The sequence below is a fragment of the Aerococcus loyolae genome, from assembly GCF_002871915.2.
Taxonomy (GTDB): Bacteria; Bacillota; Bacilli; order Lactobacillales; family Aerococcaceae; genus Aerococcus; species Aerococcus loyolae.
Genome location: NZ_CP126958.1, coordinates 847,093 through 862,344 on the forward strand (window position 1 = coordinate 847,093; position 15,252 = coordinate 862,344).

Annotated in this window: 12 protein-coding genes; 8 read left to right on the forward strand and 4 right to left on the reverse strand. The window is 39.5% G+C overall.

What is annotated here, in order from left to right; translation table 11 throughout:
- Nucleotides 1-104 precede the first annotated feature (104 nt).
- On the forward strand, nucleotides 105-779 hold the full coding sequence (locus CJ190_RS03910) for a uracil-DNA glycosylase (RefSeq protein ID WP_064293123.1): 675 nt from the start codon (nucleotides 105-107) through the stop codon (nucleotides 777-779).
- A 5-nt stretch (nucleotides 780-784) separates the two neighbouring features.
- On the opposite strand, the gene CJ190_RS03915 is transcribed toward CJ190_RS03910, so the two are convergent.
- Together CJ190_RS03915 and CJ190_RS03920 are read right to left on the reverse strand one after the other, a co-directional pair.
- Complete coding sequence (locus CJ190_RS03915) at nucleotides 785-1,219, reverse strand: BlaI/MecI/CopY family transcriptional regulator (RefSeq protein ID WP_064293122.1); 435 nt, start codon at nucleotides 1,217-1,219, stop codon at nucleotides 785-787.
- Nucleotides 1,220-1,224: 5 nt separating this feature from the next.
- Nucleotides 1,225-2,193 carry an alpha/beta hydrolase gene (locus CJ190_RS03920; protein ID WP_064293121.1) on the reverse strand — a complete coding sequence of 323 codons (969 nt, stop codon included), beginning with the start codon at nucleotides 2,191-2,193 and terminating at the stop codon, nucleotides 1,225-1,227.
- Between the two features lie 165 nt (nucleotides 2,194-2,358).
- Here CJ190_RS03920 and CJ190_RS03925 point away from each other — a divergent pair, with 165 nt between their 5' ends.
- Nucleotides 2,359-3,519: an ATP-grasp domain-containing protein gene (locus CJ190_RS03925; protein ID WP_070597931.1), complete on the forward strand. Its 1,161-nt coding sequence runs from the start codon at nucleotides 2,359-2,361 to the stop codon at nucleotides 3,517-3,519.
- A 205-nt stretch (nucleotides 3,520-3,724) separates the two neighbouring features.
- On the opposite strand, the gene CJ190_RS03930 is transcribed toward CJ190_RS03925, so the two are convergent.
- Nucleotides 3,725-6,193, reverse strand: a complete 2,469-nt coding sequence (locus tag CJ190_RS03930; RefSeq protein ID WP_064293119.1) for a transglycosylase domain-containing protein — start codon at nucleotides 6,191-6,193, stop codon at nucleotides 3,725-3,727.
- A 7-nt stretch (nucleotides 6,194-6,200) separates the two neighbouring features.
- The gene (recU, locus tag CJ190_RS03935; RefSeq protein WP_064293118.1) at nucleotides 6,201-6,809 is read right to left on the reverse strand and encodes a Holliday junction resolvase RecU; all 609 of its coding nucleotides are present in this window, start codon (nucleotides 6,807-6,809) and stop codon (nucleotides 6,201-6,203) included.
- 292 nt (nucleotides 6,810-7,101) lie between these two features.
- On the opposite strand from recU, the gene tig reads away from it, so the two are divergent.
- The 6 genes from tig to CJ190_RS03965 all read left to right on the forward strand — a co-directional run bounded on the left by tig (nucleotide 7,102) and on the right by CJ190_RS03965 (nucleotide 15,252).
- A complete protein-coding gene (gene tig, locus CJ190_RS03940; RefSeq protein ID WP_064293117.1) occupies nucleotides 7,102-8,382 on the forward strand; it encodes a trigger factor in 1,281 nt (426 codons plus the stop codon).
- A gap of 112 nt (nucleotides 8,383-8,494) precedes the next feature.
- On the forward strand, nucleotides 8,495-9,751 hold the full coding sequence (clpX, locus tag CJ190_RS03945; RefSeq protein WP_064293116.1) for an ATP-dependent Clp protease ATP-binding subunit ClpX: 1,257 nt from the start codon (nucleotides 8,495-8,497) through the stop codon (nucleotides 9,749-9,751).
- Between the two features lie 166 nt (nucleotides 9,752-9,917).
- Entirely contained in the window at nucleotides 9,918-10,520 is a 603-nt protein-coding gene (gene yihA, locus CJ190_RS03950; protein WP_064293115.1) for a ribosome biogenesis GTP-binding protein YihA/YsxC, read from the forward strand.
- A gap of 112 nt (nucleotides 10,521-10,632) precedes the next feature.
- On the forward strand, nucleotides 10,633-12,498 hold the full coding sequence (dnaG, locus tag CJ190_RS03955) for a DNA primase (RefSeq protein ID WP_064293114.1): 1,866 nt from the start codon (nucleotides 10,633-10,635) through the stop codon (nucleotides 12,496-12,498).
- Nucleotides 12,499-13,704, forward strand: a complete 1,206-nt coding sequence (gene rpoD / locus CJ190_RS03960) for an RNA polymerase sigma factor RpoD (protein WP_064293113.1) — start codon at nucleotides 12,499-12,501, stop codon at nucleotides 13,702-13,704.
- A gap of 183 nt (nucleotides 13,705-13,887) precedes the next feature.
- Nucleotides 13,888-15,252, forward strand: a complete 1,365-nt coding sequence (locus CJ190_RS03965; protein WP_064293112.1) for an aspartate kinase — start codon at nucleotides 13,888-13,890, stop codon at nucleotides 15,250-15,252.

Genomic DNA, 15,252 nt, shown 5'->3' on the forward strand with positions numbered 1-15,252 from the left:
AATCTCCTTTTTTATAAAATCCGTTATAACTATGGCTATTGTAACATTTTAAAAAATGGTAGACTAGGTATAAGTTAAGCGATAAAGGAAAGGGGAAATCAAGCGTGCATACAATTATTAACAACCAATGGCAAGAGGCCTTAGATCCAGTTTTTGAAAGTCCTGCTTACCAAAAATTAAGAGAGTTTCTAAAAGATGAATATCGTAATCAGGTGATCTATCCAGATATGTGGCATATCTATGAGGCCTTTAAGTTAACCCCTTTTGACCAGGTAAAAGTCGTTATTTTGGGACAAGACCCTTACCATGAACCCCATCAAGCCCATGGACTAAGCTTTTCGGTACAGAAAGGTGTGGCGATTCCGCCTTCTTTAAATAATATCTACCAAGAGCTAAGCACTGATGTTGGTTTTCAACCTGTTCACCATGGCAATTTGACTGAGTGGGCCGAGCAAGGGGTCTTATTATTAAACTCTGTTTTAACAGTACGCCAAGGCAAGGCCCATTCACATCGCGGACGGGGTTGGGAAGGAGTCACCGACTTTGCTATCCAACAATTAAATAAGCGTAATCAACGGGTTGTCTTTATCTTATGGGGAAATGCAGCTAAGTCGAAGAGACGATTTATCGATGAAAATAAGCATGCCGTTCTAACTTCTGTCCATCCTAGTCCCTTATCAGCTTACCGAGGGTTCTTTGGGTCCCGACCCTTTTCGAAGGCTAACCAACTCTTAATTGAGAGTGGGCAAAGTCCAATTAATTGGCAACTTACTGAATAAAAAAATTACTCAATATCTTTGTGACACTCGCATTGGCCAGGGATGCAATGGCAAGTGACAGTTGTGACAAGTTCTTTATCCTTTAGGGCTTGGGAAATATTGTCTTGCATGCTTTGGTCCAGGTCACTTTGTTGGATCATGTCAATGATTAATTGATCGGCGTGGGTGCGACAATGTTGCTTGAGTAAATTATTAATATCAGCTACTTGGCTACTTGCTTCAGAAATTAGAGGATGGTAGAGATACTGTCCTCCTTTTTTTTCAGTTGCTAGATAGCCTTTATTGACTAAACGATGTAAGAGGGTTTTGATGGTTGTGGGTTTCCAACCCGTCTTTTCGCTGAGGCTATCGATTACAAAACGACTGGTGGTTGCTCCTTGAGCCCAAATCACTCGGAGAACTTGGTGCTCACTGTCGGTTATGGAGTTTTTCTTAGTCATATGTTTCACTTCCTTAGAGAATAATTACTTGAGTTTGCTTGTTTGGGTTGACTATGTTGACTTATCCAAGTCAGAATATCACGGTAAACGACTTCTTCATTGTCATAAAGAAAAAGCTCGTGACCGCGTTTTTCATAAATTTGAAAAATGACATCTTGAAAATGAGCTTGCTTCAATTCCTGGTAGGCGCCAGAAAGCTTTTTTTGGGGGCCAAGCAAAAAATCATTGGCCCCATTCATAAAATACAGGGGGAGATGGGGATCAATTGTCTTGGCCCAACCTTTTTTGGTAGCGGTGTCAACTAACCTAATTAAATGCCAAAAGCCATCATTAGTAAAAGGAAAACCATCCAGGGGATAGTCTACTTTTTCTTGGTGGGGGTACCAGTATTTCAAGATCCGCAAATCTCGCTCATTAGGCTGGCGTTTAAATTGGGTAAAAAGACCACCAAATAAGAAACGGTGCAAAAAGAAATTGGTCGCTTGGGGACGGTTAAGCTTGGTCAATACTGGGCTCAATAATTTTCCCAAATCGATTACACAAGAATGATCGGCGCTACCGGAGAGAATGGCTCCGGAGACCATGTAACTGTATTTTTGTAGGAAAAGCCGACTGATAAAAGACCCCATGGAATGTCCAATCAGAAAATAAGGAACATTGGGATTCACTGCTTTGACATCGCAAATCACGCGGTAGAGGTCTTCTACCAGAATTAACTTCATATTATAGGGCCCAAAATAGCCCAGGGAGTCATGGGTTTGGGCATAAGGACCATGGCCAACTTGATCATGGGCAATGAATGTGATTCCTTGCGACTGAAACCATTCTCCCATGGGCTGATAGCGGAGGGCACTTTCAGACATACCGTGTACATAGTGGACGATGGCCTCGGGATGGTCTGCTGCCCAGCTGTAGTAATCTAAGGGGTGTTTATCGGGATGGCAAGACTTTAAATTGTGATGTTCTTGATACATGGTCGAATCCTTTCTCTTGTGGGTACTATTATATAGGAAAATTTTTAGAAAATAAAAGTTAGGCTAGTCAGACAATTACCTTGCCTATTATTGGCGTTCGTGGTAAATTTAACTATTAATAAGCCAACTTGTAGTAATCTTCATTTTAAAAGGAGTTTGATAATTATGAATTTTATATATATTTCCCCATATTTTCCTCAAAATTTCCAAGAATTCGCAGTTAAACTTCATCAAAATGGTGCAACAGTATTAGGCATTGGGAGTGAGGCCTATGACATTCTACCGGCCTCCCTTAAAGAAGCTCTGACGGAATATTACCGGGTGGACAATTTAGAAGATACTTTAGCTGTTAAGAAAGCAGTGGCCTTTTTCTTCCATAAATATGGTCCAATTGACCGGATAGAATCCCAAGAAGAATATTGGTTAGAACTAGATGCACAATTACGTGAGCAATTCAATATTGTTGGGATGAAACCTAAGGAACTGAAAAAAATAAAACACAAATCAGAAATGAAAAAATACTTTAAGAAGGCTAAGTGCCCAGTAGCCAAAGGGCGGTTAGTCAGAACCAAAGTTAGCCTGAAGCGGGCAGCTAAGGCCTTAGGTTATCCAGTTGTCTTAAAACCAGATGTTGGGGTAGGTGCTGGTAATACTTACCGGATTGATAATGATAATGACCTGGAAAAATTTGAAGCCCAATGGGACCATACGACGCCTTATTTTATGGAAGAGTTTATTGAAGGTGGGCAGTTGTGTACTTTTGATGGATTATTGGACCAAGAAGGAAATATTGTTTGGTATGGAAGTCTAACCTATGAAGAACCAACCTTGGATTGGGTCAATGGTGACCGCGATGGGGTCTACTGGATTGAAAAAGAAGTAGATCCAAAACTCAAAGGAATTGGCGAAAATGTCGTTAAAGCCTTTGGAATTAAGGAGCGTTTCTTCCATATCGAATTCTTCCGGATGCCGGATAATTCTTATCTGGGTATTGAATATAATAACCGTGCTGTTGGTGGCTTTGGTCATGATGCCTATGACTACGCCCATAGTATCGACTTATATGATATGTATGCCAAGGTTGTTTTAGGCAAAGAAATTCCTGCTAACCCCAATAATTCGCGCTATTGTGTGGTGACATTTAGACAGGCAGGTAAAAATTACCAACATTCAGTTGCTGACATTAAGGAACGCTATGCTAATGATGTTAAAGCAGTTAAAGACCTACCCAAGGTTTACCATGATTTGTTAGGTAGTCAGTTATTTGCTATTCTATGTGACAATGAGAATGAGCGTCAAGCAATTACGGATTACATTCGCGCCTAGCCTCAGCTTATTCTTCCTAACTAGAAAAGAAAATATAAGAGCTGGTTTCAAATGCAATGCCTTCAAAAGTTAGATACTTAGTCCGACTTAATGGAGCCACCGTAGAACACCAGCTCTTTTTTAATGAATTCTCTTTACTATTAAAAGTCAGAAAAACCCCCAAAGTAAGCTTGGGGGCTTTTATCGTTATTAGAGTTTCTAGACCTTAACTGGCATTAGGCAGTCCACTATCGCCTCCCGACCTGTAAATGGTCCGTCGACTATAACCTTCTCCTTGGCTATTTCCTGGACTTACACTAGGTTCTCTTTGAGAGCTAGGTGTTTCTCTAGCTGGGTTTTGTAAACCAGATTCATTGCCTCGATCTGTGTTAGGTGCATCCTCTTTTGGATAGGGTGAGGTCGAATCTTCAATCTCAGATAATTCACTATCTGAGTGACTTTCTTCCACTCTAGAATGACTACTTTCTTCGACTTGACTTTCACTCTCTCTTGAAATATAAGTTTCGACTTCTTCGCTACTTTCAGAGTAGGAATTGGAGTCAATATCGATGGTGGTTTGTCTGCCATAATTTTGCTTAAGTTCTTGATACAATTCATTATTGACTAAGTCTCGTACACTATGACCAGCGCCTGGATTAGCTAAGCGGAGTGGTTTTGATCCAAATATTAAATCAACTGTGTGGACGGAGTCAGGTTGGGTCCAATCGCTACTTGGATTTCTACTTTCTAAGTGGTCCATTACTTGCCGGTATAGGCGATCCGCAATTTGTTGTTGAGCTCTTGTTAAGTAACCATTTTCCTGGTAAGGCTCATCATGCCCAGTCCATACTGTCACTGTATGGTTTTTGGTATAACCGCTGGCCCAGTGATCGGGGACAGCTCCGGCTGGAATATTCAATTGGCGAACTTGGTCATCCGTGTAATTGGTCGTCCCGGTTTTACCAGCCTCATGAATATTAGGATTATGAATCCAGGAAGATAAACCTGATTTAAAGGTATCTTTTAAGACAGAGGTTAGCATGTAGGCCGTGGAATCTTTCATCGCTTCATGCGATTCACCTTGAACATCAACTTTTTCTCCGTCTGTAGTAATGAAGTAATCAACGGCTTTAGCTTCATTATATTGACCATTATTCCCCATTGCAGCATAGGCAACGCTTAGTTGTAAGGGAGTCATTTCCCCACCGATAGCATTGGATTCAACCAGACCTTTGCCATCATTCAAAGTAATTCCTAATTTCTTTAGAAATTCGTCGGCACGTTCTGGACCAACATCTTGGAAGACTTTAATAGCAGGGATATTTCTTGAGTTCTTCAGGGCTGTTCTTAAGGTCATAGTTCCTTGATATTGGCGGTCCCAGTTATAAACCTTGGTTCCACTTGAGTACTGATAAGGTTCATCTTTTTCAGTTTGACCTGGTGAATAATTTAAATATTCAAAGGCAGGCCCATAGGCAGATAAGGGTTTTATGGATGAACCGACACTACGATTTAACTGAGTAGCCCGGTTAAGGCCCAATTGATTTTCTAAATGGCGACCACCAAATAGGGCAATGATATGACTATTGCTGGTATCTAGAACGGATACGGCTGTTTGAATATTATCATTATCGAAAAGTAAACCATTTGTATCTTCAGCAGTTTGATGTAGGAAAGTTTGTGCTTGCATATCTAGGTGAGTATAGACTTTTAAACCATCGGAGTAAAGGTCGTAACCTGCCGCCTTAACGTCGGCAGCGACTTGTTGAATGTAGGAGTCGAGCATCAATTTCTGTTGATTATTGGTATCAATCTGTTCGTTAAGGGGGAGTAAACCGTGATCGATCGGCTGGCTAATCGCCTCTTGGTACTCTTCTTGAGTAATGGTGTCATTATCTAACATGGTGTAGAGCACGGTATCGCGACGTTCTTTGGCCTTATCGGGATTATGGTAAGGATCGTATTCATTTGGCGCTTGCGGCATCCCGGCTAAAAGCGCGGTTTGATCTAGGGTTAGCTCAGTTAAAGGTTTGCCATAATAGATATTTGCAGCGGTACCAATACCGTAGACACCATTTGCCATATAAACCTTATTAATGTAGTATTCAAAAATTTCCTGTTTAGAAAATTGTGATTCTAATTGTAAAGCTAACCATAACTCTTGAACCTTTCTCTTATAGGTTCGATCCGATTCATTTGTAGAGAAAACCGATAGTTTCACTAATTGTTGGGTAAGGGTAGAACCCCCTTGGGCAATCCCACCTGCTCTTAGGTTTGCGAATAAAGAACCCATAATACGGATAGGGTCGACACCGCGGTGTTTAAGAAAGCGGCGATCTTCTATTGAAGTCACTGCGTCAAAGGTTTCTTGAGAGATTTCATCGCCTTCTACGATAATCCGCTCATTTTGACTGGTTTCAAAAACTTCGTTTCCTTGGTTATCGTATACTACAGAGGCCACAGAGCCTTGTAAATCGCCTTCACTAATTTTTGGTGCTTGGGCAATCCAGACCAGGGCAATAATAGCTAAAATAATAAAGAGACTGCCCACAGCGCCAAGGCCAACCAGTAATATTTTCTGCCACAAGGGCCTATTGTTAAAATTATTATTTTTTCTTTGTCGTGTCTTTTCCTCTTTATTTAAGCCAGAGGTGCGCCTTCTATTATGGGGATAATGAGTAGACAAAAGAGTCACTTCCTTTTTATTTGTTATTTTGTAAATACTTATCCAGAGCAGCTAAATAATCGAGGGGAGGCTGGTAGCCGATTTTAATCAAATAACCATGGCTTTCGATGCGTTTAAGACTAATTGAAGCTTTTTGCCCCTCTTTAAAGGCTTGCCAGTCCTCTAATAAAGCACTAAGCGGGTATAGATAGCTTTGTGACAAGGTGGTGAAATGTAAGATAACAAAACTTATACCTCCTTGCTGACTACATTTTTCCATGTGTTTAATCTGATGGTCATGGAAGTTATTGAGGGGAAAACGGGTTTTTGTTTTCGTTTGCTTGGCTTCAAAATCAATATACCTGCCTTGGTAGACCCCATTATAATCAGTGGTTGAGGCTTGGCGGTAGTAGGCCTCCGTAATTTTAGCATGTTGGCGATTAGGGTAATCGACATGGACCACTTGAATAGGCGTTGGCTTTTTATGAATAACTGCCAAGTCATGAGATAAATACCAGGCATTGGAGTCATTTAACATGTCCTCCAGCAACATGCCCCTTTTAGCATAAATTGTCTTTGACTGACGTCTTGAATGCTTATTCAGCGAGAGAGCTTTATGGTATTTCTTCCCATTGGGATAATACATGACCTACCTCCTCTCAAACCATTAATTTATTATAGCAAAAATTGGCATTATTAAGAGAAATACATCCTCTATTTAATATAATTATAATATAGGCAATCTTTTTATCAAAGCACAGTATTGATATGCATCTAAAGATATTAAAGACTAGCTTGTAAAATTGCAATGGATAAGAATTATTTTGCGATAAATTGGACAAAGCCCCGGAATTAGTGTAATATATCTGAACGTGTAGATTAATCTTAAGGATTAATTCTTGATTTAGAAATTTATTTATAGTTAGGGGAATGACCGCATGTCAGTAAAATTTGAAGAAACAGCGACAAATGAAGGTGTTTTACACTTTACCGTTTCTAAAGAAGATGCTCAAAAAGCTTTAAAACAAGCATATAACCGGGTTAAAGGAAAAGTTAATATTCCTGGTTTCCGTAAGGGGAAAGTGTCTTACCCAGTTTTTGTTAAAATGATTGGTGAAGAAGCATTATATGAAGATGCTTTAAACTATGCCTTACCACAAGCTTACGCTAATGCCGTAAAAGAAGCTGATTTGGATGTTGTAGGCCAACCTAAATTTGATGTAGAAAAAATGCACAAGGGTGGTTCTTGGGAATTAAAAGCTGAAGTAGCAACCAAGCCATCAGTTTCTTTAGGCGATTACAAGGACTTAACTGTTGATAAACAAGACCGTGAAGTTACTGATGAAGATGTAGATAACCGCTTGAAACAAGCCCAAGAAAACTTAGCAGAACTTTCCATTAAAGAAGGAGAAGCTCAAGAAGGCGACACCGTAGTGATTGACTATGAAGGTTCTGTCGATGGGGAAAACTTTGCCGGGGGTAGCGCAGAAAATCACTCCCTGGAATTAGGATCAAATTCCTTTATTCCTGGCTTTGAAGACCAATTAGTGGGTTCAAAATCTGGAGATGAAGTAGAAGTAAAAGTCACTTTCCCAGAAGAATACCACGCTGAAGATCTAGCTGGTCAAGACGCTATTTTTAAAGTGAAAGTTCATGAAGTAAAAGAAAAATCAGTTCCAGAACTCGATGATGAGTTTGCTAAAGATGTGGATGACGAGGTTGAAAGCCTAGACGAATTGAAGGCTAAGTATCGTGAACAACTTCAAGCAGCTAAAGACCAACAAGCTGATGAACAAGTGGAAGACCAAGCAATTCGTCAAGCTGTCGACAACGCTGAATTTTCTTCTGTTCCTCAAGCAATGATCGATGAAGAAGTTAACCGTCAACTAGACCACTACTTGAATGAAATGCAACGTCAAGGGATTAGCCCTGAAATGTTCTATCAATTAACTGGTACTTCTGAAGAAGACTTACGTCAACAATTTGCTGAAGATGCCGATACTCGGGTGAAAACCAATTTATTATTAGAACAAATCATTGCTGAAGAAAACATTGAAGTGAGTGAAGAGGATATTGCTAAGGAAATTGAAAACCTAGCAGAAACCTATAATATGGAAGTTGAAGCCGTTAAGAACGTGGTCACTGAAGATATGCTCAAACATGACATTGAATTAAAACAAGCCATGAACTTAATTACTTCGACAGCTAAAGAAAAATAATCTGAACAGCTATTTAAAAAATAGGTCAGAAATCGAGTGGGAGGTCGCATTAATTGACTTCACACTCGTTTTTTGTCACAATACATTAGATAGAGAAGGAGGAATGCGTAGAATGTTTAATGACGATAACGATAGCAATATCCATTGTTCCTTTTGTGGAAAGTCACAAGACCAAGTGACCAAGTTAATTGCAGGACCGGATGTTTATATCTGTGATGAATGTGTGAAACTCTGTCAAGAAATTATTGAAGATGACTTAAACGTTCAATCAGATAACCAAGAGTTTATCGTGAACCCTCCTAAGCCAACTGAAATCCGTCAGATTTTGGATGATTACGTGATTGGACAAACAGATGCCAAAAAGGCTTTATCTGTGGCCGTTTATAATCACTATAAACGTATTAACAGCAACCAAATTAAGAATCAAGACGAAGATAATGTAGAATTACAAAAAAGTAATATCTTATTAGTTGGTCCAACTGGTTCAGGGAAAACTTATTTAGCTCAAACTCTAGCCCGCATATTGAAAGTACCCTTTGCTATCGCGGATGCCACGAGTTTAACTGAAGCAGGTTATGTTGGAGAGGACGTTGAGAATATTCTCTTAAAACTGCTACAAGCAGCTGATTTTGATGTGGATAAAGCTCAACAAGGTATTATTTATATTGATGAAATTGATAAGATAGCAACTAAAGCGGAAAATGTTTCTATTACCCGCGATGTGAGTGGTGAAGGGGTTCAACAGGCCCTCCTGAAAATTTTAGAAGGAACGGTTGCTAATGTTCCTCCTCAAGGTGGACGTAAACATCCTCATCAAGAGTTCATTCAAATCGATACTACTAATATCCTATTTATTGTAGGTGGGGCTTTCGATGGCATTGAGAATATCATTAAGGAACGTACTGGCCATAAAGTAATTGGTTTTCAAGCAACTAAGACGACAAAAGCTGAAAAGCATGACCTCATGACACAGGTGATTCCTGAAGACTTACAAAAATATGGCTTGATTCCGGAATTTATTGGGCGCTTACCTATTATTGCTAGTTTAGATGAGTTGAATGAGGAAGACTTGGAACGTATCCTGACAGAACCTAAGAATGCTTTGATTAAGCAATATAAGCAGTTATTAGCCATGGATAATGTTCAGTTAGACTTTACTGATGATTCCTTACGGGCGATTGCTCAAAAAGCTATTGACCGTAAAACTGGGGCGCGGGGATTAAGGTCCATTATTGAAGAATCGATGTTAGAAGTGATGTATGATATTCCTAGTCGTGAAGATGTTTCAAAGGTTATCATTACTGAAGATGTCGTTAAAGATCATGCAAGTCCCGAACTCTATGACCAAGATGGTCAGTTAATTGCCTAATGAATTAATTGAAGAGGGGCTGTGACAAGAGTCACAGCCTCTTTCTCAATGCAGTCCCTTATTTAAGCAAGTCATAAGACACCTAAATTTGTAATATATTTAGGAAAATTTACTTTTAAAAATATTAAGCTCACCTAAGTCTGTTTTATTACGTAAGGAGCACCTCATGATACAAGCACAGAATATTGAATTTATGCTAAGCGCCGCCAGTCCTAAACAATACCCAGTCCCTGACCGCCCAGAAATTGCTTTAGCTGGCCGGTCCAATGTGGGAAAGAGCAGTTTCATTAATACCATGACTAACCATAAAAAGATTGCTCGTATTTCCAGTAAGCCTGGGAAGACCCAACAGTTAAATTATTATAATCTTGATAATAGTCTTTACTTAGTTGATGTTCCTGGCTATGGATACGCAAAAGTAAGTAAAACGGAGCGAAGCCGCTGGCAAAAGCAACTGGCAGATTATTTTATCCAACGAGAAAATTTAGAAGCTGTCTTTCTTTTGGTAGATTTTAGACACCGCCCCAGTAAAGATGATATCAATATGAAAGATTTTCTTGACCAGTGTCAGGTACCGTATTTTATTATTGCGACTAAGGCGGATAAAGTGAAGAAAAACCAATGGCAAAACCACCTACGTTCTATAAAAGAAGATTTAGACTTGGTAACTGAAGATCAAATTTTACCTTATTCATCTGCCAACCGTGAGGGTCGTGATGAGGCATGGGAAGTCATCAATGCCTTATTGGCTGGAGACTATGACGAATAGCTATCCTTTGAAATGAAATATCTAACAATATTTCCGCTCTTATCTTGCATTCAAAAATTATCTTCACTATAATTTACTCTGATATAGCCAGTGGAGAAAGTGGGGGGATATAATGGCCTATATACCGGAGGAAGTTATTGATCAGGTCCGCCAAAATGTTGACATTTTAGATATTATTGGTCAGTTTGTTGATCTTCAAAAGCGAGGAAAAAATTACTTTGGCAAGTGCCCCTTTCACGATGAAAACACGCCCTCATTTACAGTAGAAGCTAATAAGCAATTTTATAAGTGTTTCTCCTGTGGTAAAGGTGGCAATGTCTTTAATTTTCTAATGGATTTAGAAGGGTATAGCTTTCCTCAAGCTGTAAAAGAAGTGGCTCAATTAGCTAATCTTAAGTTGGACTTTAATTTTGACCAGCTAGACCAAGGAAACAGTGTCCGTCAGTATAATGAAGAAGAGCAAACGCTTATCGATATCCACGAAGAGCTGGCAAATTTATACCATTATTTATTAATGAATACCAAAGCTGGGCACCAAGCTTTGGCCTATTTAGAAGACCGAGGCTTAAAATCGGAAACTCTAGTCCAATATCACATTGGTTGGTCTCCCTACGATGGCCAGTTAACTTTCAACCATGTAAAAAACAAGGGCTATGACAGTGAAGCAATTGTAGCTAGTGGCATTTTTGTGGGTGAGGGTCCGGAAAAAATCGATCGCTTTAAAGGACGTATTGTATTTCCCTTACGTGATAAATTCGGTCATGTTTTGGGCTTCTCAGGAAGAATTCTTGAAGCCGATAGTGCAAATTCGCAGGCTAAATACCTAAACAGTCCAGAAACAGCGATTTTTCAAAAAAATAATTTTCTATTTAACCTTGATTTAGCCCAAGACAGCATTCGCAAGGAAAAGGAAATTATTCTTTTTGAAGGCTTTATGGATGTCATTCATTCCTACCAGGCCGGGGTCAAACATGGCGTCGCTTCTTTAGGAACCAGTTTAACTGATCGTCAGATTCAAGTCCTCTACCGCAGCTCACGACAACTTTTGCTTGCCTATGATGGTGACAAACCTGGTTTAAAGGCTAGCAAGCGGGCACTTGAACACTTAGCCCAGCAAAGTCCTAGTATGCGAGTTAACTTGCTTATGTTTCCAAGTGGGATGGATCCTGATGAATTTATTGGTCGCTATGGTGAACAGCGCTACCAGCAATTTATCCAAGAGCAAAGAATGACACCGATTGCCTTCTATCGGCATTATTATCAGCAAGAATTTTCTTTAGCTACGGACCAGGGTAAGATCCAATACATCAAGGCCATGCTAGCTGTTATTAGCCGCTTATCTTCCACTATTGAGCAAGATGTCTACTTACAGGAATTGAGTGAAGACACTGGGGTAGATAAACGTTCGCTTCAAGCCCAACTTCACTTTGAGCAGGAAACAGGTCAACAAGAGGAGCAGTTTTCTGAAGTTAGCCGCGAGAAAGCAGAAGTCCAACTGGATAAATTCCCTTTAAAAAAATATTCCAGTTTACAGCGCTTTGAGTTACAATTACTTAACCGCCTACTAACTTCTGAGAATGCTTGGTATTTAATCAAAAATATTGATGAAAATTTTCATTTTGAAAGTAGTAGTTTTGAAAGTGTCTATCTTTTACTATGGGCCTACCGGCAAAGAGAAGGAGAAAGCATTGATATTGGAAATTTTTATCAGTCCCTTCGCTCTGATGCTGATAGGCGGATCGTTATTGACGCTCAGGCAATGAATCTTCCTCCTGAGTGTACTGGCCAGGAAATTAGCGATTTAATTTATCAAATAAAAGATAAGAGTCACTATCAGGATCAAATTAGGCAGATCAACCAGGATATAGCGGATGCCAAGCAAATTAATGATTATGCTAAAATCAGTGATTTAAACCAACAAAGAATACACATATTGCGACAAATGAAACTGTCAAAAAAGAAGTCAGGAGAGATTTAATTGAGCAAAACGACCGACAAGCAGGAAAAAACTTTAAAACAAGCCAGTCAAGAATTACTTAATGAGAAGAAAATATTGGGCTCTATTTTATATACTGAGTTAAGTGATAAAATTGCTCAACCCTATTCTTTGAATGATGAACAAATGGATCAGCTCATTGAAAAATTTGAAGACGGTGGCGTAGCCGTTGTTGATGAAGATGGAGGCCCAACCAATCGTCAGCTACAAAATGAAGCGCTTAAGATGCAAGAAGACGATGAAGAATCTGAAAAAGATATTGATCAAATCTTAGATGAAGAAGAAAAAAATAAGAAGAAAGATAAAAAAGACAAAAAAGACACTAATAAGTCGACTTCTTCAACGAGTTCAAAGGTAAAAACTAACGATCCTGTACGTATGTATCTTAAAGAAATTGGACGAGTAGACTTACTGACAGCTGATGAAGAGGTTGCCCTTGCCAAAAGAATTGAGGCCGGAGATCCAGTAGCCAAGCAAGAGCTGGCCGAAGCCAATCTCCGTTTAGTCGTGTCGATTGCTAAACGCTATGTCGGTAGAGGAATGTCATTTTTAGACCTGATCCAAGAAGGAAATATGGGCTTAATGAAAGCAGTGGAAAAATTTGATTATACCAAGGGCTTCAAATTTTCTACTTATGCCACTTGGTGGATTCGTCAAGCGATTACCCGTTCGATCGCTGACCAAGCCCGTACCATTCGTATACCGGTACATATGGTGGAGACTATTAATAAATTAGTCCGCATCCAACGGCAATTACTCCAAGAGCTTGGTCGCGAACCCACGCCAGAAGAAATTGGTGCGGAAATGGACCTACCTACTGAAAAAGTGAGAAATATTATGAAAATCTCACAAGAACCAGTTTCCTTGGAAACCCCTATTGGTGAAGAAGATGATTCCCATCTTGGCGATTTTATTGAAGACAATGATGCCATGCAGCCAGATGAATATACCAATCAAGAATTGTTAAAAGAACAGCTCAATGAAGTCTTGGATACTTTAACTGATCGGGAAGAAAATGTTTTACGTCTCCGTTTCGGTTTAGAAGATGGTCAAACCAAAACTTTAGAGCAAGTTGGACAACAATTTGGGGTGACTCGTGAAAGAATACGGCAAATTGAAGCCAAGGCTCTACGTAAACTACGCCACCCCAGCCGTCTCAAGCAATTAAAAGATTTTCTAGAAGACTAAACTCATCTCAGATAACAGTAACGGCATTCAAACGTTGGATCGATCGCCAATGCTTGAATGCCTTTATTTTACCCTTCGTTTTTATAGATCACTATTGAAAGAAAAATGATCACTGTTGAATCCCATTATTAATCATGCTATCTTTAGATCAATTAGTTCATTCTAGAAGGAAGAGATGTCTTAGTGAAAGTAGTAAAATTTGGTGGTAGCTCCCTAGCTAATGATACGCAAATAAAAAAAGTGAAGAATATCATTGCCAGTGATAAGGACCGTAAAATCATTATTGTTTCTGCACCTGGAAAGCGTTTTGATGGGGATATAAAAGTTACCGATTTATTAATTGAGTTAGCCTCACAGACACTAAATGGCAGCGTGGATACCTCCCAAACCTATAAGGAGATCGTTGAAAGGTATCGCGATATGGCAGAAGCCTTAGAAATACAAGAACCAGTCATTGATGAAATCAAAAAATCTTTAAATGACATCCTCAATATGGATAAAAGACAACCGGATTACTTTATCGATGCCCTCAAAGCAAGTGGAGAAGATAATAACGCTAAATTAATTGCGGCCTATTTCAGAACTTGTGGCTTGAAGGCGAGTTACATTAATCCTGGTGAAGCAGGTTTGATTCTTAGTGATGAACCCGGCAATGCTAAGGTATTAGCTGAATCCTATCTCAATTTAGCAAAATTAAAAGAACGTGATGAAATCTTAGTTTTTCCTGGCTTTTTTGGTTATACCAAAGATGGCAAGTTAGTCACTTTTTCACGTGGTGGTAGCGACATTACCGGAGCTATCGTTGCCAATGGGGTAGGGGCATCTATGTATGAGAATTTTACCGATGTTGATAGCATCTTTGTGGCTAGTCCCGCCCATGTTCACAATCCTGTTGGAATCAGTAATTTAACCTATCGAGAAATGCGTGAACTTTCCTACGCAGGCTTTACTGTGGTCCATGACGAGGCTTTGTATCCTGCTTTTGCAGAAAACATTCCCGTCGTAGTCAAAAATACCAATAATCCTGAAGCCCCTGGGACAATGATTACGGAGAAGAAGATGACTGAAAATAAATGGCCAATTGCTGGTATCGCTAGCCATGGTGGATTTGCTTCTGTTTATATTACAAAATATATGATGAATCGAGAAGTAGGATTCATGCGTCGCGTGTTGAGCGTCTTTGAAGAATACGAATGTAGTGTAGAGCATGTGGTATCAGGGATCGATGATATTGATGTTATCTTTAAAGAAGATCAACTTTCCGCAAAAGAATTAGATGAACTGCTTTTAGCGATTCAAACACGCACAGCCGCTGACAAGGTCGAAAAAAGAGAAAATCTTTGCCTGTTGATGATCGTTGGTGAGGCAATGCAATCAAGTATTGGGATTACCGCCCGGGCGACTAAGGCTCTCAGTCAAGCCAACATTAATTTAGAAATGATTAACCAGGGGTCTAGCGAAAATAGTGTGATGTTTGGTATCAAGGAAAATAAAGAAGCAGAAGCTGTACGGGCAATTTATGATGAGTTTTTTGATGCAAAAGATTAA

Excerpts from the sequence above, each read along its gene's own strand:
- clpX (WP_064293116.1), top strand. The coding sequence starts at position 8,495 with ATGTTTAATGACGATAACGATAGCAATATCCATTGTTCCTTTTGTGGA.
- recU (WP_064293118.1), bottom strand. The coding sequence starts at position 6,809 with ATGTATTATCCCAATGGGAAGAAATACCATAAAGCTCTCTCGCTGAAT.
- CJ190_RS03925 (WP_070597931.1), top strand. The coding sequence starts at position 2,359 with ATGAATTTTATATATATTTCCCCATATTTTCCTCAAAATTTCCAAGAA.
- CJ190_RS03920 (WP_064293121.1), bottom strand. The coding sequence starts at position 2,193 with ATGTATCAAGAACATCACAATTTAAAGTCTTGCCATCCCGATAAACAC.
- CJ190_RS03915 (WP_064293122.1), bottom strand. The coding sequence starts at position 1,219 with ATGACTAAGAAAAACTCCATAACCGACAGTGAGCACCAAGTTCTCCGA.
- dnaG (WP_064293114.1), top strand. The coding sequence starts at position 10,633 with ATGGCCTATATACCGGAGGAAGTTATTGATCAGGTCCGCCAAAATGTT.
- yihA (WP_064293115.1), top strand. The coding sequence starts at position 9,918 with ATGATACAAGCACAGAATATTGAATTTATGCTAAGCGCCGCCAGTCCT.
- tig (WP_064293117.1), top strand. The coding sequence starts at position 7,102 with ATGTCAGTAAAATTTGAAGAAACAGCGACAAATGAAGGTGTTTTACAC.